Raw genomic sequence first — 22,206 nt, forward strand, 5'->3', positions numbered from 1 at the left:
GCCTGTCTCCATTCCGGCACGACGTGACCCACGGAGGGCTCACCCATGTCCGTTTTCGCGCATCTCGTCGAGCAGCTCGCCGATCTGCTCCAGCCCCTCTTCCACGCCTCGGCGGCGGCTGCCGCGATCGTTCTGTTCACCGCGCTCGTACGACTCCTCGTCCACCCCCTCTCCCGGGCCGCCGCGCGCGGGCAGCGCGCCCAGGCCGAGCTCCGGCCGAAGGTCGCCGAGCTGCGGAAGAGACACCGGAAGAACCCGGAGAAGCTTCAGAAGGCGATCCTCGAACTGCACGCCGAGGAGAAGGTGTCGCCGCTGGCCGGCTGCCTGCCCAGCCTGCTCCAGCTCCCCGCCTTCTTCCTCCTCTACCACCTGTTCTCCAACTCGACGGTCGGCGGGGAGGTCAACGGGCTGCTGACGCACCAGCTGTTCGCCGCGCCGCTCGGCGGGCGTTGGGCGGACGCGCTGGGCCACGGCGGGGTGTTCGGCGCGGCCGGGCTGGTCTACCTCGGGCTGTTCGTGGTCGTCGCCGCCATCGCCCTGTTCAACTACCGCCGTACGAAGCAGACGATGGCGACGGCCAAGGACCCGGTCGCCGTCGGCGGGGGTGACGGGGAGCAGATTCCCGGCCTCGGAGCGGTCAGCAAGGTCATGCCGTTCATGTCCTTCTTCACCCTCGTCACGGTCGCCGTGGTGCCGCTGGCCGCCGCCCTGTACGTGGTGACCAGTACGGCGTGGAGCGCGGTGGAGCGGGCGGCGCTGTATCGCTGAGCCGAACCGGCCTTCGTCCTTCCGGTCACGGTCCAGTTCGTGAACAGGGTCTTGCGGACTGGACATCCGGCTTGGAGGATCGACCAGTCCTCCGATGGCTGCACACATCGGGCGGGCGCCCGCGATCGAGGGAGATTGTGATCATGAAGCTGCTGCGAGTCGGTACGGCGGGGTCGGAGCGGCCCGCGTTGCTGGACGCCGAGGGGAACCTGCGGGACCTGTCGGGGATCGTGCCGGACATCGACGGGGCGCTGCTCGCCGACGACGCCGCGCTCGGCCGGATCCGGGCCGCCTCGGACGCGGGCGAACTGCCCGTGCTGGACGCGACCGGGCTGCGGGTCGGGCCGCCGCTGGGGCGGATCGGCAAGATCGTGTGCATCGGGCTCAACTACCACGACCACGCCCGCGAGACCGGGGCCGAGCCGCCCGCCGAGCCGGTGATCTTCTTCAAGGCCGCGGACACGGTGGTCGGCCCCTACGACACCGTGCTCGTCCCGCGCGGGTCCACCAAGACCGACTGGGAGGTGGAGCTCGCGGTCGTCATCGGGCGCACCGCCCGCTACCTGGGGTCGCACGAGGAGGCGCTCGCGCATGTCGCCGGGTACGCGGTGGCGCACGACGTGTCGGAGCGGGAGTTCCAGATCGAGCGGGGCGGGACCTGGGACAAGGGGAAGAACTGCGAGACGTTCAACCCGCTGGGGCCGTGGCTGGTGACGGCGGACGAGGTGTCCGACCCGCAGGCGCTGGCGCTGCAGTTGTGGGTGAACGGGGAGCTGAAGCAGGACGGGAACACCGCCGAGCAGATCTTCCCGGTCGCCGAAGTGGTGCGGTACGTCAGTCAGTTCATGACCCTGTACCCCGGAGATGTGATCAACACCGGTACGCCGGCGGGGGTCGCGCTCGGGCGGCCCGAGCCCAAGCCCTTCCTCCGCGCCGGGGACGTCGTCGAGCTGGAGATCGAGGGGCTCGGGCGTCAGCGGCAGGAGTTCAAGCCGGCCTAGCCCCTCGGACCTCGGGCGGGTATCAGGCCAGCAGTTCGGCCAGCCTGCGCCAGCCCTCCCGCTGGAGGCCGTCCCTCGGGCCTCCGTCCACCACCTGGAGAGCGATGTGGTCCGCGCCCGCCTCCTCGAAGGAGTTGATCCGCTCGCGGATGCGGCCCTCGTCGCCCCACGCGTACACCGCGTCGATCAGCCGGTCGCTGCCGCCGTCGGCCAGGTCGTCCTCGGTGAAGCCGTGGCGGAGGAAGTTGTTGGTGTAGTTCGGGAGGGCGAGGTACAGGGCGAGGCTCTCGCGGGCCAGGGAGCGGGCGCGGGCCGGGTCGGTCTCCAGGACGACCTTGAGCTCCGGGGCCAACAGCGGGTCCGCACCCAGGATTTCGCGGGCCTGTGCGGTGTGCTCGGCCGTGACCAGGTACGGCACCGCGCCCGCCGCCCGGTCGCGGGACAGCTCCAGGGTCTTCGGGCCGAGGGCGGCCAGGACCCGGCGCCCGGCCGGTACTCCGGCCTCGTCGAGGGCGTCGAGGTAGGAGACCAGCGCCGAGTACGGGCGGCGGTACTGGTCGGCGAGCTTGGCGTGGCTGACGCCCAGGCCGAGGAGGAAGCGGCCGGGGTGGGCCGCGTCCACCTCGGCGAAGGCCGCCGCGCTCGCCCCGGCCTCGTACTGCCAGATGCTCTGGATGCTGGTGCCGACGACGAGGGTGCTGGTGGCGTCGAGGAGCGGTACGGCGTGGCGGGCGGCGCTGCTGCCGCCCAGCCATGCGGCTCCGTAGCCGAGCTCCTCCAGCTCCGCCGCGGCCTCGCCCAGTTCGCCGCGCCGGGCGGGGTCCTCCGCGCGGAGGCCGGCGCTCCAGACGCCGTACCGTCCGACGGTCTCCTTCAGTGCAGCGACGCTCATCGGGTTTCGTTCCCTCCGGTCGGGTGTGGTGCCGCGACAGCACCTGTGGCGGCACCTGTTACGGCACCTGTGACGGTGCCAACCGGAGGGGGCATCCAGTTAATCCCGGTCCAGGAACTGCTCCAGCGCCTCCACCACGAACCGGTGGTCCTGCAACTGCGGCAGCCCGGACACGGTCACCGCGCCGATCACGCCCACGCCCTCGACGTTGACCGGGAACGAGCCGCCGTGGGCGGCGTACGTGTCGGGGTCGAGGCGGGAGGACTCCTCGAACGTCGTGCCCTTGGCCCGGAAGCGGGCGCCGACCAGGTACGACGCGGAGCCGTAGCGCTCCACGACACGGCGCTTGCGGGCGATCCAGGCGTCGTTGTCGGGGGTCGAGCCGGGCAGGGCCGCGTGGAAGAGCTGCTGGCCGGCGCGGTGGATGTCGATGGCCACCGGGGCCTGGCGCTCCCTGGCCAGGTCCACCAGGAGGGAGCCCAGGGCCCAGGCGTCCTCGTGGGTGAACTGCCGGAAGACCAGCCGGCGCTCCTGCGCCTCCAGTTCCTCGACCGAGGGGGTGAGTTCGGGGGCGAACTTCGGGGTGATCCGCGGGTGGTCGGTCACAGTGCCACCGCCACACCGTCGCGGGCCGAGCGCCGGGCCGCCTCCAGTACGTCGAGGGCGGCGGCCGCCTCCAGCGCGGTCACCGGGTTGGGGCCGGTGCCGGTCAGGGCAGCGGCCACGGACTTGTAGTAGGCGGGGTAGTCGCCGGCCAGGGTCGGTACGGGGCGGCCGCCGCCGGACAGCGGGGACTCGCCGGCGCCGACGCGGCCCCACAGGGACTCGGCCTCCTCGCCCCAGCCGGAGCCGGGCCGCTGCCCCTCCCGCAGGGCCGCCTCCTGCGGGTCCAGGCCGTACTTCACGTAGCCCGCGCGCGAGCCCAGTACGCGGAAGCGGGGGCCGAGCTGGGCGGTGGTGGCGGAGACGTAGAGGTGGGAGCGGACGCCGCTCGCGTGGGTCAGCGCGATGAAGGTGTCGTCGTCGGTCTCGGCGCCGGGGCGGCGGATGTCCGTCTCGGCGTACACCTGGGTGGCCGGGCCGAACAGCACGAGGGCCTGGTCGACGACATGGCTGCCGAGGTCGTACAGCAGACCTCCGATCTCTGCCGGGTCGCCGGACTCGCGCCAGCCGCCCTTGGGCTGCGGGCGCCAGCGCTCGAAGCGGGACTCGAAGCGCCAGGCGTCGCCCAGTTCGCCCTCGTCCAGGAGCCACCGCAGGGTCAGGAAGTCGTTGTCCCAGCGGCGGTTCTGGAAGACCGACAGCAGCAGGCCGCGTTCCTCGGCGAGGGCGGCGAGCTCCCGTGCCTCGGCGGCCGTGCCCGCGACCGGCTTGTCCACGACCACCGGCAGGCCGGCCTTGAGGGCGGTGGTGGCCAGCGGGACGTGGGTCTTGTTCGGGGAGGCGATGACGATCAGGTCCAGCTCGTCGGCGCGGTCGAACAGCTCGTCGGGGGTGGCGGCGACACGGACGTCCGGGAACTCGGCCCTCGCCTGCTCCTGCCGTTCGGGGTTGGAGGTGACCACCGTGTCGAGCGCGAGGCCCTCGGTGGCGGCGATCAGCGGGGCGTGGAAGACGGAGCCCGCGAGGCCGTAGCCGATGAGGCCGACGCGGAGAGGGGTACCAGTTCCAGTCATGCCTCCCACTTTCGCAACGCTGTTGCCAAAGTGCAAGCGGCGGGGAGAATGGGTCCCGTGAACAGGACGAGGAGCGGCGGGCCGGCGGGGGCGAACCTGCTCGCGGTGCGCAGCCACAACACCGCGCTGGTGCTGGATCTGCTGCGGACCGCCGGGGCCGAGGGGATCAGCAGGCTGGAGCTGGCCGAACGGACCGGGCTCACCCCGCAGGCCGTCAGCAAGATCACCGCGCGGCTGCGCGAGGAGGGGCTCGCGGTCGAGGCCGGGCGGCGGGCGTCCACCGGGGGCAAGCCGCGGACCGTGCTGCGGCTGGTGCCGGGGGCCGGGCACGCGGTGGGGGCGCATCTCGACCGGGACGAGCTGCGGGTGGTGCTGTGCGATCTGACGGGCGCCGTGGTGGCCGGGCGGAGGGTGCCGCTCGACCTCCGGCCGGGGGACGGGGCGGAGGTGGTCGTCGAGGCCGTGGCCGGGCAGGTGGGGGAACTGCTGTCCGAGTCGGGGGCGACCGTGCTCGGTGCCGGGGTCGCGCTGCCCGGGCCGCTGGACCATGCGCGGGGTGTACTGCGCCGGGTCACCGGGTTTCCGGAGTGGGACGGGTTCCCCCTGCGGGAGGCGCTGGCGGGGCGGCTGGGGGTGCCGGTGGTGGTCGACAAGGACACGAATGCGGCTGCGCTGGGGCTGGCGGTGCGGGGAGTTGGTGCCGAGGGATTGGGTTCCGGCGGTTCGGGTTCCGGCGGGTCGGGTTGTGGCGGCTTGGGTTCCGGCGGGTCGGGTTCTGACGGCTTGGGTTCTGGCGGGGCGGGTTCTGACGGCTTGGGTTCTGGCGGGGCGGGAGCTGTTGGCTCCTTCGCGTATCTGCATCTCGGTACGGGGCTGGGGGCCGGGCTCGTGATCGGAGGGCGGGTGCACCGCGGGGCGCGGACCGGGGCCGGGGAGTTCGGGCATCAGGTGATCCAGCTCGACGGGCCCGTGTGCGGGTGCGGGAACCGCGGGTGCGTGGAGGTGCTCTGCCTCGGGGCCGTGGCGCGCGGCGAGACGGGGGAGGCGGCGCGGGTGCTCGGGGCGGGGGCGGCGAACCTGGTGGGGCTGCTCGACATCGACGCGGTGCTGTTGGGCGGGCGGACGGTGGAGGGGGCGCCGGAGGTCTTCGTCGACGGGGTCGGGGCGGTGCTGGGGGAGCGGGCTCGGCGGGAAGGGGCGGTGGGGGTGCCCGTGCGGGTTGCCTTCGGCGATGGGGGGTGGGGGGTGGCTGAGGGGGCGGCGCAGTTGTTGTTGGGGCCGTTGTTCGGGCGGGTGGATGGGTGACGGTTTGGGGTGGGCGGGGGGTTTGCCGGGGCGGGGTTGGTGGTGCGCCCGGGGTTGCGGTCGGGGTAGGGGTCGCACGGCCCGGCGCTGGCGGGGTGCCGCTGCGCCCACCCGTGCCGCCCCAGCCGCACGATTGCCCGCAGCTACGTGGGCTGCCCACGGTTCGCAAGTTCGGGGTGCTGAACGAGGGGAAGTCGGCGGCCGTTCGGGGGGTGGGGCGGCGTGGCGTTGTTCGGGTGCCGCTCTGCCCGAGAGTTATGTGTTCATGCGACTGCGTATGCCCCTGCCCCTCTGCCTCGCCGCGGCCGCCGCCGTCGTTCTCGGCCCCGTGGGGCCGGCGCACGGACGGGAGGCCGACCTCGACTGTGCCGGGTCCGGGGAGCGGGACTTCCCCCTCGGCGCCCGGATTCACGGCGGGCCCACGTCGTACGAGGCCGGCGGAGGATTGGGCACCTGGTACATCGACCTCACCAACACCACCGACCGCGCCTGCACCGCCGTACACCCGGTCGTCGTGCTCGTCGACGACAAGCGGGCCCTGAAGCCCGAGCAGGCCCGGATGGAGTTCTACGACGGTCCGCGCGCCCACCCGGTCCACTTCGAGGGCACCGACGAGGACGAACTGGTGGGGGCCTTCGACGACGGGTTCCCGGGGTTCGCCGTGGGTCCGGGCAAGACCGTCTCGGTGAAGGTCAGGCTCATGGTCACCTCGGACGCCGTACCGAACCAGGTCACCGCCAAGGCCGCCGTCGTGGAACGGCGGGGTGACGACGGCGAGTGGCTGGGCGAGTCAGGCGACTACCGGTTCGGGATCGACAGCGACGCCGCCCCCGAGCCGACCGCCGCCGGTACCACCGCCGCGACCCCCGACCCAGCTATCACGTCCACCGCTACACCGCCCCCCGCCCTCACCCCGATCCCCGGCCTCGTCGTCTCTCCATCCTCTTCCGTCTCCACGACCTCCCCCTCCCCCTCCCTGTCCCCTTCGCCGTCCCTCTCACCGCCGACCCCCGCCCCCCTCGACGACCTCCCCTTCGCCGACGAACTCGCCCGCACCGGCCTCGGCACCCCCTACGGCGCGCTCACGGCCGCCGCTCTCCTGCTCATCGTCGGCGGGGCGCTGCTGCTCGCGCGGCGGAAGCGCTGAGGCCGGGCGACCACACAGTGAGCAGGCCGTTCCCGCAAGATCGGAGGTGTGTTTAGGCTGGGGCCCACGCAGCACGCTGTACGGCAGGAGACGGCCCATGGCAGACCGCAAGCCCATCGAGTCCTGGCTCACCGACATGGACGGAGTGCTCATCCATGAGGGCGTGCCGATCCCCGGCGCGGATGCCTTCCTGAAGAAGCTGCGCGAGTCCGGGAAGCCCTTCCTGGTGCTGACCAACAACTCGATCTACACCCCGCGCGACCTGCACGCGCGGCTCGTCCGTATGGGTCTGGACGTGCCGATCGAGAACATCTGGACGTCGGCGCTGGCCACCGCCAAGTTCCTGGACGACCAGCGGCCCTGCGGGTCGGCGTACGTGATAGGCGAGGCGGGGCTGACCACCGCGCTGCACGACATCGGCTACATCCTGACCGACCACGAGCCCGACTACGTGGTCCTCGGCGAGACCCGTACCTACTCCTTCGAGGCCATGACCAAGGCCGTACGCCTGATCAACGGCGGCGCCCGCTTCATCTGCACCAACCCGGACGAGACCGGTCCCTCCACCGAGGGCCCGCTGCCCGCGACCGGTGCCGTCGCCGCGCTGATCACCAAGGCGACGGGCAAGCAGCCGTACTTCGCGGGCAAGCCGAACCCGCTGATGATGCGCACCGGTCTGAACACCATCGGCGCCCACTCCGAGACCAGCGCGATGATCGGCGACCGCATGGACACCGACGTACTGGCCGGCATGGAGGCCGGGATGCAGACGTTCCTGGTGCTCACCGGGCTGACCCGGCCCGAGCAGGTCGAGGACTTCCCGTACCGGCCTTCCAAGGTGGTCGACTCCATCGCGGACCTCGTCGACCGGGTCTGACAGCCCTGCGGAAGCCCCTACTCCGTACGGAGCAACACGGCGCCTCCCGAGGATGCGGAGGGGCGCCGGACGGGGCAGCCTCCAGATATTCCTGGAGGTTTTACGATGGGCTCAGCGCGTCTCACTCTCCGCACTCTCCGGACTCTTTGCACCGGACTCGTCATGGCGGTCGCGTTCGCCCCGGCGGCATGCGCGGCGGACGGTGCTGCCGGGCTCTCGGTGGCCCCGTCGCCCCCCGCCCCCGGCACCGACGTGACGCTCCGGGTGAGCGGCTGCCCCGGGGCGGCCGGCACCGCCGTCTCGGACGCGTTCGTCGCGGACGCCCGGCTGACCGGGGCCGACGGCACGCTCACCGGCGAGACCCGGATCCGCACCTCGCTGAAGCCCGGCTCGCACGACGTGCGGGTCACCTGCGCCGACCACGTGGTGGGCGGCAGTATCACCGTCATGGCGACAGCCTCGGGGCAGCCCGCCGCCCCTGCCTCACCGGTCGCCCCGGCCTCGCAGGCTGCCCACGCCTCGCCCGCCTCACCGGCCGCCCCGGCCTCGCCCGCCGCCCCGGCCTTGCCCGCCGCCCCGGCCTTGCCCGCCGCCCCCGCCTCACCCACCGCCCCCGTCCACGCGGGCGGCGGCGGAACCGCCCGCCTCGCCTCGGCTGACGCCCGCCCGGCCGCCCCCGGTACCGCCCACGCGGTGACCGGTCTGGTCCTCGCCGGTATCGCCGCGGTCGCCGTCGGGCTGCTCGGGGCCCGCCGGAGCCGCGGCACCCGGTGAGGCGGCCGGTGATGTCCGACCACGAGGCCTCCTCCGGTACCGGGCGGCTGCTGGCGGGCGTGACCTGGGCGCTGCTGCTGCTCGGGCTGTGGCTGTGGGGCCGTGAGGTGACCGACGTACCCGCCGGGATACCGGGGTCCGCCACCGGCGACGTGGCCGCCGTGGGACGCCCAGACGGGTCCGGACTGCCGCCCGCCGCCCGGCCGTTGGGCGAGGCGCTGCCGCAGCGCATCGACATTCCCGACCTCGGTGTGCAGGCGCCGGTGGTGGCCCGTGGCCTGGACGGGCAGGGCGCGATCGATCCACCGCCGTTCGACCAGGCCGGTGTGGTCGGCTGGTACGCGGCCGGGGCGAAGCCCGGGGCGACCGGGACCGCGCTGATGGTGGGGCACGTGGACACCGAGACCCGGCCCGCCGTCTTCTACCGGATCAGCGCGCTGCGGCCCGGCGAGACGGTGCGGGTGGTCCGCAGCGACGGCCGGGTCGCCGAGTTCACCGTGGACGACGTCCGGGTCCTGCCCCGCGACCGCTTCGACGCCCAGCAGGCCTACGGCCCCCGCGAGTCGGGGCGGGCGGAACTGCGGCTGATCACCTGCGGCGGCACCTTCGACCGGGCGAGCCGCAGCTACACGGCGAACGTGGTGGTGTCGGCGTATCTGACGGGGACCGGGCCCTGAGTCACCTGGCCCGGTCGGCGCCCCGCTCCCCCGGAGGCCGCCGACCGGGCTGGTCCTCGACCGTGCGCGCGCGGGCTGCGGGAGTGACCCGGCGTACTGCACGGGAGGTGTGGAAGACCACGGTGGGTTAACCTGCGGCCGGCCATGCGCACCGGGCCGTAACAGCTCCCCGGCATCCTCCGCACACCCTTCTCACACCCTTCCCGACATCCTCGAAGGACCTCGTGGCCGGCCCGGCGGATATGTCACGATTGGCGCCTGAAATACCGTGCACCAGGGGGGAATTGGATGTACGACAGCTGGGGGGCCCGGTCGGTGTGGGCCGCGGCGTCGGCGGGGGTCCTGGCGGCGGCGTTATCAGTCGCCGCGTGTTCGGCCGGGGGAGGGGCCGAGCGGGGGGACAAGGGGGACGCCCCGCGTCTCACGATCACCCAACAGCCCAAGGGCGCCGACCCGTTCTGGGTGAACCCGGACGGGAACGCGGCCCGGCAGGTCGCCGCCTACGAGAAGGACGGCGACAGGTCCGCCGCCGAGCAGATCAGGAAGATGGCCGAGCAGCCGACCGCGGAGTGGATCGGCCCCGAGAACCCCGAGCGGGAGGCCCGGGGCTTCACGGAGGCCGCGGAGAGGTCCGACCGCAGGGCCCTGCTCGTCCTCTACGACATCCCGCACCGCGACTGCGGCCAGTACTCGAGCGGAGGAGCCGCCGACGGCGACGCCTACCGGGCCTGGGTCGACGCGGTCGCCCGGGGCATCGGCGACCGCGCCGCGACGGTGATCGTCGAACCCGACGCCGTCCTGCACCTGGTGGACGGCTGCACCCCCGACCGGTTCCGCGAGGAGCGCTACTTCCTCCTCAAGAGCGCCGTCACCAGGCTCAAGTCCCTGAAGAACACGAAGGTGTACCTGGACGCCGGAAACGCCGGCTGGGGCCGCCCCGACCAGATCGACGAGCCCCTCCGGAGGGCGGGCATCGACCGGGCCGACGGCTTCGCCGTCAACGTCGCCAACTTCTACTCCACCCACGACTCCATCACCTACGGCAAGCAGCTCTCCGCCAAGGTGGGCGGCAAGCACTTCGTCATCGACACCAGCCGCAACGGCAACGGCCCGTACACGGGCGGCGATCCGGCCGAACGGTGGTGCAATCCGCCGGGCCGGGCACTGGGGGACACGCCGACGACCAGCACGGCGGACCCGCTGGTGGACGCGTACCTGTGGGTGAAGCGGCCGGGGGAGTCGGACGGAACCTGCAAGGGCGGCCCGAAAGCCGGTGACTGGTGGGCGAGTTACGCGTTGCGCCTCGCGAAAGCCAGCAGGTAGTCCGCAGGCGCGGGGCGCCCCACGGTCCGTGTGACGCCCCGCCGCGCCGCTACGGCACCTTGACCCACTGCGCCTTGCTGGGCGTCCCGCGCCCGTCGTCCACGAACAGCATGTACCACCCCGACTGCACCAGGTTCCGGTTCTTCGGCACGGTCACCGTGATCTTGTCCCCGGACGTCTTGAAGTCCAGTGCGATGGACCGCTGGTCCACGTCCGTCACATGCGTCGACGCGCTGGGCCGGATCAACCGCGCCTTCCTGACGTGCGCCGCGTCCCGCGAGGTGAACGTGCCCGAAGAGCCCCGCGCGATGGTCCGCGGGCCTCCGCCGAGCGCCGGCCGCGACCCCCGGTAGAGGTACGGCGGGGTGTAGATCTCGATCCGCTGCTCGAACGTGCCGGGCTTGGTGCCGGCCCGGTCCCCGTACAGCGAGTCGGAGCCGAAGAACATCACGCGGCCGTCGGGCAGCAGGACCGACCCGGAGTGGTAGTTGCGGCCCACCAGCGGGTCGGCGACCCGGGTGAAGCTGTTGCTGTCCGGGTGGTAGAGCCGCGCCTGGTGGATGTTGGAGTCGCCGCGGCCCCGGTAGTCCTCGGAGCCGCCCGACACCAGCACGGTGTCGTCGGGAAGGATCGAGGACTGCGGATACCGGGTGCCCTTCTCCAGCGACGGCCCGTCCGTGAACCTCGGGTCGGCGGCCTTCAGGTCGATCAGCCGGGTCTTCCTGCTGGACAGCTTGGACTCGCCGACCCCGCCGCCTCCGATCACCAGGAACTTCTCGTCCTGCGCCGGCGGCAGCAGCACCGTGCCGGACGTCTCCATCCTGTCCGGGTCGCTCAGCCCGGGCAGCTTGGTGAACTCGTTGGTGCCCACGTCCCAGACGCCCGGGTCACGGCCGACGTCGTCCGGCCCGTAGCCCGCGTTGGACCCCGAGTAGAAGATCTTCCCGTTCTGCATCAGGAACAGCGCCGGGTAGGTCGGGAACTGCCGGACCCTCCCGGTGTAGGACCACTTCCTGGTGCCGGGGTCGAAGATCTCGTTCTTCCCGGGGACGAGCTGGCCGATGTCGTCGAGGCCGGAGACGCTGAGGATCTTCCCGTCGCTCAAGGTGGTGAGCGTCGGGTACCAGCGGGCCTCGTTCATCGGGTCGACCTTGATGTACCTCTCGGCGACCGGGTCGAACTCGAAGGCGTCCCGGATCCCCTGGAAGTCCTTCTTGTCGAGGGCCAGCTTCTGCGCGATGCCGTAGGTGTTGCGCGCGTCGAGGCCGGTCAGGCCCCGGATGCGGTAGTTGTCCTGGGTGCCCGTCTCGTACTTGGTGCCGCTGCGCTGCGCCTCGACGTAGATCCGGCCGAGGCCGGGGTCGTTGCGCAGGTACTTCCCGGTCTTCTTGTCGAAGACCTTCTTCGCCCTCGGGACCAGCACCGGGTCCTTGGAGACGAAGGTCCTGCCGTTCTCCCTGCCGGTGAAGCCGGTGCCCGCGGGCAGCGTGATCGGCTTGTCCGGGTTCTCGTTGTGGACGATCATCAGGCCGCCGGCCTTGGTGACGTCGCCCTTGAGCTTCTCGTACCGTTTCGTGCCGCCCGCGATCAGCAGGTTGCCGTTGGCCAGCTGGGTGTGGCCGGTGCAGAACAGGTCCTTGGGTGTGGGGATCTTCTTGATCGTGCCCTTCACGGGGTCCCAGACCCGGGTGTCGAACCGCTTCTTGTCGAAGTTCTTCTGGTTGTTGCCCGAGCCGGCGACCAGCAGCACCTTGCCGGTGTGCAGGAGCGCCGCGTGGATGGTGTCCTGGCGGTACTCCTCGGGGAACTGGACGATGTCCCAGTGGCCGTTCTCGGCCTTGTACCCGGGTCTGTTGATCTTGTACTGGTGGTACTCCTCGCTTCCGACGCGGTACACCCACGGCCCGTTCATCGCGGCCAGCGCGGCTACCGCCGCCGTACCGATCGCGAACCGACGGGCCCGGCGGAGGCCGGCACTGTCGTTCATTTCTCACGTCCCCCAAGTCCCGCGGGCACGGCGTCCTGCGGCTTGGCCGGCCCCTGAGCGGCATCAGGGCCGCTGGTGGCATCCGTACTGGTGGCATCGGTGGCATCGGTACCGGTGGCGGCGGGCTGTTTTCTCTCCCGCCGCAGCGTGTACCGCCATGCGAAGACCGGTGAGGCCGTGACCAGCAGGGCGAAGGAGGTCCAGGTGATCATCGCCGGGTGGGAGTGGCCGAAGACGAAGCCGGCGGCGAGCGAACCGGCGAAGACCAGGATGAAGAACCAGTGGATCCGGAAGGTCCCGAACAGCGTGTCGGGGCTGGCCGACTCGCCCTTCGGGGTCACCACGAACCTGCTCTTGCGGCGCAGCACGGCGTCCATCAGCGAGCGGGCGTAGACCGGTGCCGACAGCGCCGACATCACCATGCCCGCGACACCGCCGGACCCCTCCGGCTCGTGCGGGGAGACGTTGTGCCGCCGGTTCCAGATGTACAGGCCGATCTGGAGCGCGGAGGCGTTGCCGTACAGCATCAGCCACACGGTCGGGTCGATGTTCACACCCGAGGCGCCCAGGCCCAGGAACAGGGCGCAACTCAGGGCCGCAAGGATCCAGTTGAGGGCGGACATCGGATAGAAGATGATCATCATCGTGTAGTTGAAGAGCTTGCCCGGGGGCATCGAGAAGAAGCCCTTCCAGTACTGCTTGAGGATCGTCTCGTACGTCCCCCGCGACCAGCGCAGCTGCTGGGTGAAGAAGTCCGTCCAGGCGTTCGGGCCCTCGCCGACCGCGAGCACGTCCGGGGTGTAGACGGACCGCCACTTGCGGCCCGTGGCCGGGTTCTCGGCGCGGTGCATCTCGAAGCCGGTGGCCATGTCCTCGGTGATCGAGTCGTACAGGCCGCCGATCTGTTTGATCGCCCTGATGCGCACGGCGTTCGACGTGCCGACGAACATCGGGGCGCCGTACCGGTTGCCCGCCCGCTGGATGAGCGCGTGGAAGAGGAACTGCTGCGACTCCGCGGCCTTGGTGACGAAGTTGTCGTAGTTGCCGTAGACCTGCGGGCCGATGACGAAGCCGACGTCCGGGTCGCGGAAGTAACCGAGCATCCGTTCCAGGTAGTTGGGCAGCGGCACGTGGTCGGTGTCGACGGAGGCGAAGAAGTCGTAGGCGTCGCCGTGCGCCTCGAGCCAGGCGTTGTAGTTGCCGTGCTTGGTTCTGGCGCGGTGCGGGCCCGTGGGCCGGTTCCAGCGCTCGACGCCCTTGCGGGTGAAGTGGTGCACGCCCAGGCGCGCGCAGACCGCCTTCACCTCCGGGTCGTCGCCCTCGTCGAGCAGCCAGACGTGCAGGACGCCCCGGTGGCGCAGCCGGACGGCCGCCTCCAGGGTCCTGGTCACCATCTCCAGCGGTTCCTTGCCGGGCACGAAGGTGGTGATGAAGGCGACCCGGGTGCCGGTCTCGGGCACCACCGGGACGGGGTCGCGGGCGACGAGGGTGGCGTGCGCGTTGGACAGCACGTTCATGCAGCGGAAGAGCTCGATCAGGCCGATCGAGACCAGCATCACCACATCGAGCGCCGGCAGGAAGTCGTAGGCCGGGTAGTCGCGTTCGGTCCAGTGGCCGGGCTGGAGCAGCCAGACCAGCAGGACCAGCGAGAGCAGTGGTGCCGCGCCCAGCATGAGCGCGGCCCGGACGCGGTGCGGCTCCTGCGAGAGCAGTGAGCGGTAGCGCACTCGGTAGGGCTTGTCAGGGTCCGGCTGGGTGAGGGGTCCGGCGAGCCGGCTGTAGTGCTCGTAGTCGTATCTCGGCAAGGTCTTCGTGGTCCGGTGCGATGGCCTCCTCAGAAGACCGTTTTGTGATCGATCGTGTGCACTGTGTGACGATTCGTGATTATGCCGGGCGCCCGTCGGCGTCGACGTCATGAGTCATCCCCCCACACGCAGGTCAGCGCGTGTCTGTTTGGTCCTGGTGAGTCACAGTCACCATGTCTTCCACTCCCCGGGCGCAGGGAACCGTGACATTCCGGTCGCCGGACGCCCCCCTCGGCATCCGTTCATGAACGGGACCCCTCATCCCGTAGCCCCCGCAACCGGTTACTCGCCCCCCAACTACCGCGAATCGGCGGCATGTTGAACGACCAGGGTTCTACGCTGTCCAGCATGATCGCAAGTCGCGGAGCGCGGTGGTCACCGGTCGAACGCGGCCACAGGGGACAGCCGTGCACGAATGTTGCCGAAGTGGTCCCTTATGGCGCGCTCCGCTCGTATGGAGTCACCTGAGCGCACCGCGTCCAGGATCTCCCGGTGCTGCCGACAGGTGATCCGCGGGTCCTGCGGCACCTCCACCAGGTCCCGCTGGACGCGGTGGAAGGCGTCCCAGAACGCCTCGAGCACCTCGCTCAGCAGGGTGTTGTCCAGCCCCCGGTAGAGGGTGGCGTGAAACGCGCGGTCGGTCTCCGCGAGGCCGGCGCCCTGCTCGGCCTGCTGACCCATGCGGTCGACCAGCCGGTCCAGCTCCACCAGGTCGGCCTCCGGCAGCCGCCCCGCCAGCCGGGAGACCAGGCCGGTCTCCACCGCCTCGCGCAGCTCGAGCAGCTGGAGCAGGGAGTCCTCGCCCCGGTAGTGCCCGGCGACCGTGCGGAAGGCGAGGCCCTCGATCAGGGGAGCGAAGGACATGGGTCCGACGTAGGTGCCGAAGCCGTGCCGGATCTCGACGATGCCCATCGCCTGGAGCGCCTTCAGTGCCTCCCGCACGGAGTTCCGGCTGGCGCCGAGGAACTCCATCAGCTCGGGCTCGGTCGGCAGCGGGGCCCCTGAGGGCAGCCTGCGGTCGACGATGAGCTTCTTGATCCGCTCCTGGAGGTCTCGGGCTGCCATGGCCAGAGGGTATCCGGCCAAACAGAAGATGGGCCCCTCGTTCGTACGAGAGACCCATCGTCATCGTGCGCCGCCAGGGACTCGAACCCCGGACCCGCTGATTAAGAGTCAGCTGCTCTAACCAACTGAGCTAGCGGCGCCTGCTGACGTCGTTAACTCTACCCGACCTCGGAGGGTGCTCCGGACCACCGGGGTGCCGGCCGGGTGCCGCCAGAGGTGTCAGGTGTCCCCGGTCGGGTGAGTGTCGCGTACATCATTCGGACCGTCAGCATGCGCACGTTGACGACAGTTGGGAAACTGATCAACGTGCACAGACGCGGACATTTCAACCCGGACATCGACCCGGAATGTGAGGCAGATCGCATGGTGGCTCCGGTATTCGAGGACGTCGACCCCGCGAGCGACTGCGACTGCCCCGGATGCGCCGACCAGCGGCGCCTGCGCCCCTCGGCCCTGACCGGCGGGCTCGGCGGCCACCCGGCGGCCGGCCGGGCCCTGGTCGTGGCTGCCGCCGCGTCCGCCGCCGCCGTCGTAGCGGGCCACCCGGCCGCCGCCCTCGCCGCGGCCCACGCCCCGGACCGGCCCGGCGGCCCCCACGCCCCGGCGGACGGCGACGTGCCCGGCACCCCGCAGGGCGCCAAGGCCCCGCTGCACGGCCCCGGCGGCAAACCGGCCGAGCCCGCCGACCCGGCCAGCCCGCCCGCCACCACCCGCACGGCGATCATCGACCGGGCCAAGACCTGGGTCACCGCGCAGGTGCCGTACAGCATGACCGAGTACTGGTCCGACGGGTACCGGCAGGACTGCTCGGGCTACGTCTCGATGGCCTGGAACCTGGGCAGCAACGAATGGACCGGCAGCCTCGACCAGTACGGCGTGAAGATCACCAAGGAGGAGCTGCAACCCGGCGACATGCTGCTCTTCCACAACCCCTCCGACCCGGAGAAGGGCTCGCACGTCGTCCTCTTCGGCGGCTGGACCGACTACACGCACACCAACTACACCGCCTACGAGCAGACACCCCCGCACGCCCGCCGCCAGGCCACCCCGTACGCCTACTGGACCAACTCCGACAAGTACGTGCCCTACCGCTACAAAGGGGTGACCACCGCCTCGGCCGACTCCACGGCCGACTCGAAGCCGGGCGACGCCGCCCCCGCCTCCGCCGGAGCGACACCGGCCCCCTTCCCGGGGGCGGTGTACTTCGGTCCCGGCGCCGACAACAAGTACGTCACCCAGCTCGGCCGGATGCTGATCGCCCGGGGCGCCGGCGCGTACTACCTCCAGGAGCCGGGCCCGCGCTGGACCGACGCGGTCCGGCGGGCGACGCGGGCCTTCCAGCTCGCCCAGGGCTGGACGGGCGCGGGCGCGGACGGGCTGCCCGGGCCGCGCACCTGGGAGTTGCTGGCGACCGGCAAGGGCAAGGACGTCGCACCCGGCGCCCCCGCCTCGCACGGCGTCGCCGGCTACCCGGGCCGGAACCTGTTCCGTCCCGGCGCGGACAACCCGTACGTCTCCCGGCTCGGACTGCAACTGGTGAAGAAGGGGTTCGGCCGGTACTACCCCGACGGACCCCACTCGCGCTGGGGCGAGGCGGACCGGCGGGCCGTCGAGGCCTTCCAGCGCGCCCAGGGCTGGCGGGGCGGCGCGGCGGACGGCTACCCGGGGCCGGAGACCTGGCGGCGGCTGTTCTCGTAGCCGTCCCCCCTGTGACCATCCATTCGTGAAGCGTCTGGCGCGGAGGCTGGAGGCACGCATGAGCACGACCACTGAGCACACGTCCGATTCCGAGGGACCCGCCGGGGAAACACCCCGGCCCGCCCGGCTGATCCACAACGAGGCCACCACCGAGATCCCCGTCCACCTCCTCTTCCGCGACGACCCCGACCCGGCGCCGGTGCCGCTGCGGCCGGCCGTGGTGGGCCGCCGGCAGGGCACGGGCGAGCAGCCGCGGCTGGTGGGGCGGACCGGGCCGGCGGGGCCGCGGCCGGTGCCGGCGGCCGACCCCGAGCTCGTCGAACGGCCGGCCCGGGCACTGCCCGGGGCGGCCGGGGTGCTCGCCGGGGCCTGCGGGATCGCCGGGTGCCTGGCCGGCTCGTGGTGGGCGGCGGCGGGGCCGGCCCAGTGGGCGGCCTACGCCGGGTCGGGCGCGCTCGGGCTGCTGGGGTTCGGCGGTCTCACCCGGGGCCGGACCGGACGGGCCTGGGTGCTCGGGCTGTTCGGCCGCTACGGAGGAACGGTTCGCCGTACCGGCCTGCTGTGGGTCAACCCGCTGACCCGGCGCCACCGGGTCGACGTACGGCTGCGGCACTGGCGCAGTGGGTCGATGCCCGCCGGCGACGGCAACGGGGTGGCGCTGCGCGTGGTGGTCCTGGTGGTGTGGCGGGTGCGGGACACGGCGCGGGCCTGTCTCGGTGTGGACGACCACGAGATGTACCTGCGGGAGTGTGTGGAGGCGGCGCTGGTCCGGGTGCCGGTGGAGGTGCCGGACGGCGGACGGGCGTTCGTGGCGGCGGCGGGCGACGCGCTGACCCGGCTGGTGGCCGCGGACGCGGCGGCCGTCGGCCTGGAGGTGTTCTCCGTGCGGCCGGTCCGGGTCGAGTACGCGCCCGAGGTGGCGGAGGTGATGCAGCGTCGGCGGATCGCCGCGATGGACGCCCAGCAGCGGTCCCGCATGCTCACCTCGGTCGTCGACTCGGTCGAGGACACGGTGACCCGGCTGACCGTGCGGGGGCTCGTCGACCTCGACGACTACGAACGCAAGTCGCTGGTGAGGGATCTGACGGTGGCGTTCTGCGTGGGGCGGCCGCAGCCGGGTGTGTAGCGAAAACCGGGGGCCAGATTGGTATGGACATGTTCAACTAACGGCAATAATCTGAAACTTGGTCTAGACCTGCACAGCTCACTGAACCTCCCCCACGTTCTCCAGGAGCGGCAGCATGCGCACACAGACCAAGGTGTCCGCGGCCGTGCTGGGCCTCGCCACCGCCGGAGCCTTCGTGCTCTCCACCGGCGGCGCGAGCGGTCACGGCTACACCGATCTCCCCATCAGCAGGCAGAAGCTCTGCCAGAACGGCACGGTGACGAACTGCGGCGACATCCAGTGGGAGCCGCAGAGCGTCGAGGGCCCGAAGGGCTTCCCCGCGGCCGGTCCGGCGGACGGCCAGATCTGCAACGGCGGCCTCAGCCGGTTCGCCCAGCTCAGCTCGCCCAGGACGCCGTCCGGCGGGGCCTGGCCGACGACGAAGGTGAACGGCGGTCAGAGCTACACCTTCCGCTGGCAGTTCACCGCCATGCACGCCACGACCGACTTCAAGTACTACGTCACCAAGCAGGGCTGGAACCAGAACCACGCCCTGTCCCGCTCGGACCTCAACACCACCCCGTTCCTGACCGTGCCCTACGGCGGTCAGCGCCCGCCCGCCACCCTCAGCCACAGCGGCACCCTGCCGACCGGGCTGAGCGGCCATCACGTCATCCTCGCGGTATGGACGATCGCCGACACGGGCAACGCGTTCTACGCCTGTTCGGACGTCACGTTCTGACCGCCGCCCAGGTTCAGAGCTTCTCTTGAGGAGCGTGCGCCGGTGGGCGGGGTACGTTCCCGCCACGCCGATCATTCGGGCCGGCGTACGCATCTCGGGGGTAGCGCGATGGACGCGATGTTCTATGTGATTCCAGGCCTCATCATGACCGTGGCCTTCTTCGTGGCGTACCGGGTCGTGCGCCGGTCGTTGCAGCTCAGGGGCGCGTGGAACAGCGGCCTCACGGCCGAGGCGCGGTGTCTGCGCATGTTCACGACGACGCACGGCGGTGCGAACGACACCTCGGTGCGCACGACGCTGCACCATGTCTACGAGTTCACCGCGCGCGATGGCCGTGCCGTCCGGTTCGAGGAGGAGAACGGCCCGGCGACGGTCGTCGAGGGCGACATCGTGACCGTGTACTACGCGCAGGGCCACGAGATCACCGCCACCGCCCAGCGTCCGAGCCCGGTCAAGAACGCGGCCGGCGCGCTGGCCATGGTGGGCTTCCTCGGCGTGATCGTGGTGTTCTGCGTCGGCTTCATGGTGACGTACCACAGCATGAGCCTCCACATCTGACGATATGTCAACTACCGTGCGCCCGCATGGAACCCAGGGAGTCCAGGAGACGCACGGTCGCCGAGTCGGTGGCGGCGCGGTGGGGCGACCACCGGCCGGGGCTGTGGTTCGAGGAGCGGGTGCTGACCCACCACGCGGTCGCGGCCGGGGCCGCCGCCCGCGCCGCCCTCCTGGCCGACCTGCTGCCGCCCGGCGCCGAACCGCACGTCGGGGTGCTGCTCGACAACACCCCCGAGTTCCCGCTGTGGCTGGGCGCGGCCGCGCTGGCCGGCGCGGCGGTCGCCGGGATCAACCCCACCCGCCGGGGCCCCGAACTGGCCCGCGACATCCTGCACACCGAGTGTCCGGTCCTGGTCACCGAGCGGGTCCACCTCCGGCTCCTCGACGGCCTCGACCTGCCCGGAGTACGCCTCCTGGTCACCGGCACCCCGGAGTACGAAGCCCTGCTGGCCCCGTACACCGGCGCCGTACCGGATCCCGCCCGCGCCACCCCGGCCGACCGGCTGCTCCTCTACTTCACCTCCGGCTCCACCGGCGCCCCCAAGGCCGCGATCTGCTCCCAGGGCCGCCTGGCCGCCGCCGGGGACTCCCTCGCCGCACAGTTCGGGGTCCGCCCGGACGACGTGCACTACATCTGCATGCCGATGTTCCACGGCAACGCGGTGATCGCCGACTGGGCGCCCGCGCTGGCGGCCGGGGCCGGGGTGGCGCTCAGGCGGCGGTTCTCGGCGTCCGGGTTCCTGGCGGACGTACGCCGGTACCGGGCGACGTACTTCACCTACGTCGGCCGGGCGGTGAGCTACGTCCTGGCCACCGAGCCGCGCCCCGACGACCGGGACAACCCGCTGCGCCTCGGCTTCGGCACGGAGGCCGGGGCGGTGGACGCGGCGGCCTTCGAGCGGCGGTTCGGGGTGCGGCTGGTGGAGGGGTACGGCTCCTCCGAGGGCGGCGCCGCGATCCAGTGGTCGCCGGGCACGCCGTCCGGCGCGGTGGGGCGGGCGGCGCCGGGGCTGGTGGTGCTCGATCCGGAGACCAGCGAGGAGTGCCCGCCGGCCCGTTTCGACTCCGCCGGGCGGCTGGTCAACGGGGACGAGGCCATAGGCGAGCTGGTCAACCGAGGGCCGAACCCGTTCGAGGGCTACTGGCGCAACGCCGAGGCGGAGGCCGAGCGCCGCCGGGACGGCGCGTACTGGACGGGCGACCTCTTCTGCCGGGACACCGACGGCTACCTCTACTTCGCCGGCCGCGCCGACGACCGCCTCCGCGTCGACAGCGAGAACCTGGCCGCCGCGATGATCGAGAACATCCTCGCCCGGTACGAGGGTGCCACGGCCGTCGCCGTGTACGCGGTGCCGGACCCGGTGGCCGGGGACCAGGTGATGGCGGCCCTCGTCGGGGACTTCGACCCGCCGGCCTTCGCCGAGTTCCTGCTCGCCCAGCCCGACCTGGGCACGAAGATGGCGCCCCGGTTCGTCCGGGTGGCGGAGCGCATGCCGTTGACCGCGACCAACAAGATCCAGCGGGCGGCGCTCAGACGGGAGGGCTTCGGGTGTGAGGATCCGGTGTGGTGGCGGCCGCCGGGGGAGCCCGCGTACCGGAGGCTGACCGCCGGGGACAGGGCGGCGCTGGTCGAGGAGTACCGGGTGCGGGGGCGGGAGGGGTTGCTCGCTCGCTGACGGCCCTGGGTGACGAGAAGGGGCCCCTCGCTCGAAGCGAGGGGCCCCTCATCCGTGTGCGCCGCCAGGGACTCGAACCCCGGACCCGCTGATTAAGAGTCAGCTGCTCTAACCAACTGAGCTAGCGGCGCATGACTCCCGCCTTCCGCTTCCGCGGTCGGCGACGAGGAAAATACTACCTGGTCCCGAGGGGTGCTCGGGACCAGGTACGGGGTTGCGCTAGATCGCCAGCGACAGCAGCACCGGCGCCGCGTTCCGGTTCAGGGCGTCCGCGGCCTGGCGCAGGCGGTGGGCGTGCTCGATCGGGAGGGACAGGGCGAGGCAGCCCACCGAGGCGCCCGCCGTGATCGGGACCGCCGCGCAGACCGTGCCGACCGCGTACTCCTGGAGGTCCAGCACGGGCACCGTCGGCGGCTGGGACTCCAGGCGGGAGAGCAGGAGCTTGTCGCTGGTGATGGTGCGCGAGGTGAGGCGGGCCATCTTGTGGCGGGAGAGGTGGTCGCGCCGCGCGTTGTGGTCGAGCTGGGTCAGCAGGCTCTTGCCGATCGCGGTGGCGTGGGCGGAGTAACGGAAGTCGACCCACTCGTTGACCGCGGGCGTGGCCGGGCCGACCGCGCACTGGGTGACCTTGACCTCACCGTCGACGTACCGGCTCATGTAGACGGCCGCGCCGACCGAGTCGCGCAGCCGGTCCAGGGTGTGCTGGAGAGTTTCGCGCAGGGCGCCCTCGCGGTCCTGCCCCGAGGTGAGCCGGGCGAGGGCCGCCCCGGTGACGTACGCCCCGTCGGCGACCTGCTCGACGTAGCCCTCGCGGCGCAGCATGCGCAGCAGGGTGGTCAGGCGCTCGGGGCCCAGGCGGGTGTGGCGGGCCAGTTCGGTGTCGGTCACCCCGGTGGTGTGGCGTGCCACGGTCTCCAGGACGCGCAGGGCGTCCTGGGCGGAGTGGTACGGGGCGGTCGGCTCGTGCTTCAGCGCCACGGTGGTCCCCCTGCGCTCGCTCTGTGGGCCGCGATCCGGACGGCGGATCCCTATCACGATAACCGGCAAGAGCCGCACAGGGAGAGGTTGTTGGCGAGAAAGTAGCCCGCTTGCGGCCTCTCAACTGCGGCGCAGGCTCACTGGCATATGCC

At 71.8% G+C, this 22,206-nt stretch carries 20 protein-coding genes and 2 tRNA genes; 13 read left to right on the top strand and 9 right to left on the bottom strand.

The window, feature by feature from the left end; all coding sequences use genetic code 11:
• The first annotated feature begins 45 nt into the window (after positions 1–45).
• Positions 46–768, top strand: coding sequence for a YidC/Oxa1 family membrane protein insertase (locus ACFY01_RS32280; RefSeq protein ID WP_390739287.1), 723 nt, complete (start codon positions 46–48; stop codon positions 766–768).
• Between the two features lie 143 nt (positions 769–911).
• A complete protein-coding gene (locus ACFY01_RS32285) occupies positions 912–1,769 on the top strand; it encodes a fumarylacetoacetate hydrolase family protein (RefSeq protein WP_390739288.1) in 858 nt (285 codons plus the stop codon).
• A 22-nt stretch (positions 1,770–1,791) separates the two neighbouring features.
• Here ACFY01_RS32285 and ACFY01_RS32290 read toward each other — a convergent pair whose 3' ends face one another.
• The 3 genes from ACFY01_RS32290 to ACFY01_RS32300 all read right to left on the bottom strand — a co-directional run bounded on the left by ACFY01_RS32290 (position 1,792) and on the right by ACFY01_RS32300 (position 4,337).
• On the bottom strand, positions 1,792–2,661 hold the full coding sequence (locus tag ACFY01_RS32290; protein WP_390739289.1) for an LLM class F420-dependent oxidoreductase: 870 nt from the start codon (positions 2,659–2,661) through the stop codon (positions 1,792–1,794).
• A gap of 99 nt (positions 2,662–2,760) precedes the next feature.
• The gene (locus ACFY01_RS32295; RefSeq protein WP_390739290.1) at positions 2,761–3,267 is read right to left on the bottom strand and encodes a heme-degrading domain-containing protein; all 507 of its coding nucleotides are present in this window, start codon (positions 3,265–3,267) and stop codon (positions 2,761–2,763) included.
• Entirely contained in the window at positions 3,264–4,337 is a 1,074-nt protein-coding gene (locus ACFY01_RS32300) for a Gfo/Idh/MocA family oxidoreductase (protein WP_390739291.1), read from the bottom strand. Before ACFY01_RS32300 ends, ACFY01_RS32295 begins: the two co-directional genes overlap by 4 nt.
• A 48-nt stretch (positions 4,338–4,385) precedes the next feature.
• On the opposite strand from ACFY01_RS32300, the gene ACFY01_RS32305 reads away from it, so the two are divergent.
• From ACFY01_RS32305 to ACFY01_RS32330, 6 genes are all read left to right on the top strand, one after another.
• On the top strand, positions 4,386–5,642 hold the full coding sequence (locus tag ACFY01_RS32305) for an ROK family protein (protein ID WP_390739292.1): 1,257 nt from the start codon (positions 4,386–4,388) through the stop codon (positions 5,640–5,642).
• Positions 5,643–5,907: 265 nt separating this feature from the next.
• Positions 5,908–6,789 carry an LPXTG cell wall anchor domain-containing protein gene (locus ACFY01_RS32310; RefSeq protein WP_390739293.1) on the top strand — a complete coding sequence of 294 codons (882 nt, stop codon included), beginning with the start codon at positions 5,908–5,910 and terminating at the stop codon, positions 6,787–6,789.
• Between the two features lie 97 nt (positions 6,790–6,886).
• Entirely contained in the window at positions 6,887–7,666 is a 780-nt protein-coding gene (locus ACFY01_RS32315) for an HAD-IIA family hydrolase (RefSeq protein ID WP_132851492.1), read from the top strand.
• 162 nt (positions 7,667–7,828) lie between these two features.
• Entirely contained in the window at positions 7,829–8,440 is a 612-nt protein-coding gene (locus ACFY01_RS32320) for a hypothetical protein (RefSeq protein ID WP_390739294.1), read from the top strand.
• A gap of 11 nt (positions 8,441–8,451) precedes the next feature.
• On the top strand, positions 8,452–9,117 hold the full coding sequence (locus tag ACFY01_RS32325) for a class F sortase (protein ID WP_390739295.1): 666 nt from the start codon (positions 8,452–8,454) through the stop codon (positions 9,115–9,117).
• Between the two features lie 288 nt (positions 9,118–9,405).
• Positions 9,406–10,440: a glycoside hydrolase family 6 protein gene (locus ACFY01_RS32330; RefSeq protein ID WP_390739296.1), complete on the top strand. Its 1,035-nt coding sequence runs from the start codon at positions 9,406–9,408 to the stop codon at positions 10,438–10,440.
• A 49-nt stretch (positions 10,441–10,489) separates the two neighbouring features.
• On the opposite strand, the gene ACFY01_RS32335 is transcribed toward ACFY01_RS32330, so the two are convergent.
• The 4 genes from ACFY01_RS32335 to ACFY01_RS32350 all read right to left on the bottom strand — a co-directional run bounded on the left by ACFY01_RS32335 (position 10,490) and on the right by ACFY01_RS32350 (position 15,437).
• Positions 10,490–12,427, bottom strand: a complete 1,938-nt coding sequence (locus ACFY01_RS32335; RefSeq protein ID WP_390739297.1) for a galactose oxidase-like domain-containing protein — start codon at positions 12,425–12,427, stop codon at positions 10,490–10,492.
• On the bottom strand, positions 12,424–14,343 hold the full coding sequence (locus ACFY01_RS32340; RefSeq protein ID WP_390739298.1) for a glycosyltransferase family 2 protein: 1,920 nt from the start codon (positions 14,341–14,343) through the stop codon (positions 12,424–12,426). Before ACFY01_RS32340 ends, ACFY01_RS32335 begins: the two co-directional genes overlap by 4 nt.
• A gap of 264 nt (positions 14,344–14,607) precedes the next feature.
• Positions 14,608–15,297 carry a FadR/GntR family transcriptional regulator gene (locus ACFY01_RS32345; RefSeq protein WP_390739299.1) on the bottom strand — a complete coding sequence of 230 codons (690 nt, stop codon included), beginning with the start codon at positions 15,295–15,297 and terminating at the stop codon, positions 14,608–14,610.
• 66 nt (positions 15,298–15,363) lie between these two features.
• Positions 15,364–15,437: transfer RNA gene (locus ACFY01_RS32350), tRNA-Lys, on the bottom strand.
• Positions 15,438–15,660: 223 nt separating this feature from the next.
• On the opposite strand from ACFY01_RS32350, the gene ACFY01_RS32355 reads away from it, so the two are divergent.
• From ACFY01_RS32355 to ACFY01_RS32375, 5 genes are all read left to right on the top strand, one after another.
• Entirely contained in the window at positions 15,661–16,995 is a 1,335-nt protein-coding gene (locus ACFY01_RS32355; RefSeq protein ID WP_390739300.1) for a peptidoglycan-binding protein, read from the top strand.
• A 58-nt stretch (positions 16,996–17,053) separates the two neighbouring features.
• Positions 17,054–18,121: an SPFH domain-containing protein gene (locus ACFY01_RS32360; RefSeq protein WP_390739301.1), complete on the top strand. Its 1,068-nt coding sequence runs from the start codon at positions 17,054–17,056 to the stop codon at positions 18,119–18,121.
• Positions 18,122–18,236: 115 nt separating this feature from the next.
• Positions 18,237–18,842, top strand: a complete 606-nt coding sequence (locus ACFY01_RS32365; RefSeq protein WP_390739302.1) for a lytic polysaccharide monooxygenase — start codon at positions 18,237–18,239, stop codon at positions 18,840–18,842.
• A gap of 108 nt (positions 18,843–18,950) precedes the next feature.
• The gene (locus ACFY01_RS32370) at positions 18,951–19,400 is read left to right on the top strand and encodes a hypothetical protein (protein ID WP_390739303.1); all 450 of its coding nucleotides are present in this window, start codon (positions 18,951–18,953) and stop codon (positions 19,398–19,400) included.
• A gap of 26 nt (positions 19,401–19,426) precedes the next feature.
• A complete protein-coding gene (locus ACFY01_RS32375; protein ID WP_390739304.1) occupies positions 19,427–21,076 on the top strand; it encodes an AMP-binding protein in 1,650 nt (549 codons plus the stop codon).
• A gap of 57 nt (positions 21,077–21,133) precedes the next feature.
• On the opposite strand, the gene ACFY01_RS32380 is transcribed toward ACFY01_RS32375, so the two are convergent.
• Positions 21,134–21,207: transfer RNA gene (locus ACFY01_RS32380), tRNA-Lys, on the bottom strand.
• Positions 21,208–21,295: 88 nt separating this feature from the next.
• Positions 21,296–22,054 (bottom strand): IclR family transcriptional regulator, encoded by a 759-nt coding sequence (locus ACFY01_RS32385; RefSeq protein ID WP_390739305.1) that lies wholly within the window; start codon positions 22,052–22,054, stop codon positions 21,296–21,298.
• Positions 22,055–22,206: the final 152 nt, after the last annotated feature.

The sequence above is a fragment of the Streptomyces sp. NPDC001480 genome, assembly GCF_042894725.1.
In the GTDB taxonomy this organism is placed as follows: domain Bacteria; phylum Actinomycetota; class Actinomycetes; order Streptomycetales; family Streptomycetaceae; genus Streptomyces.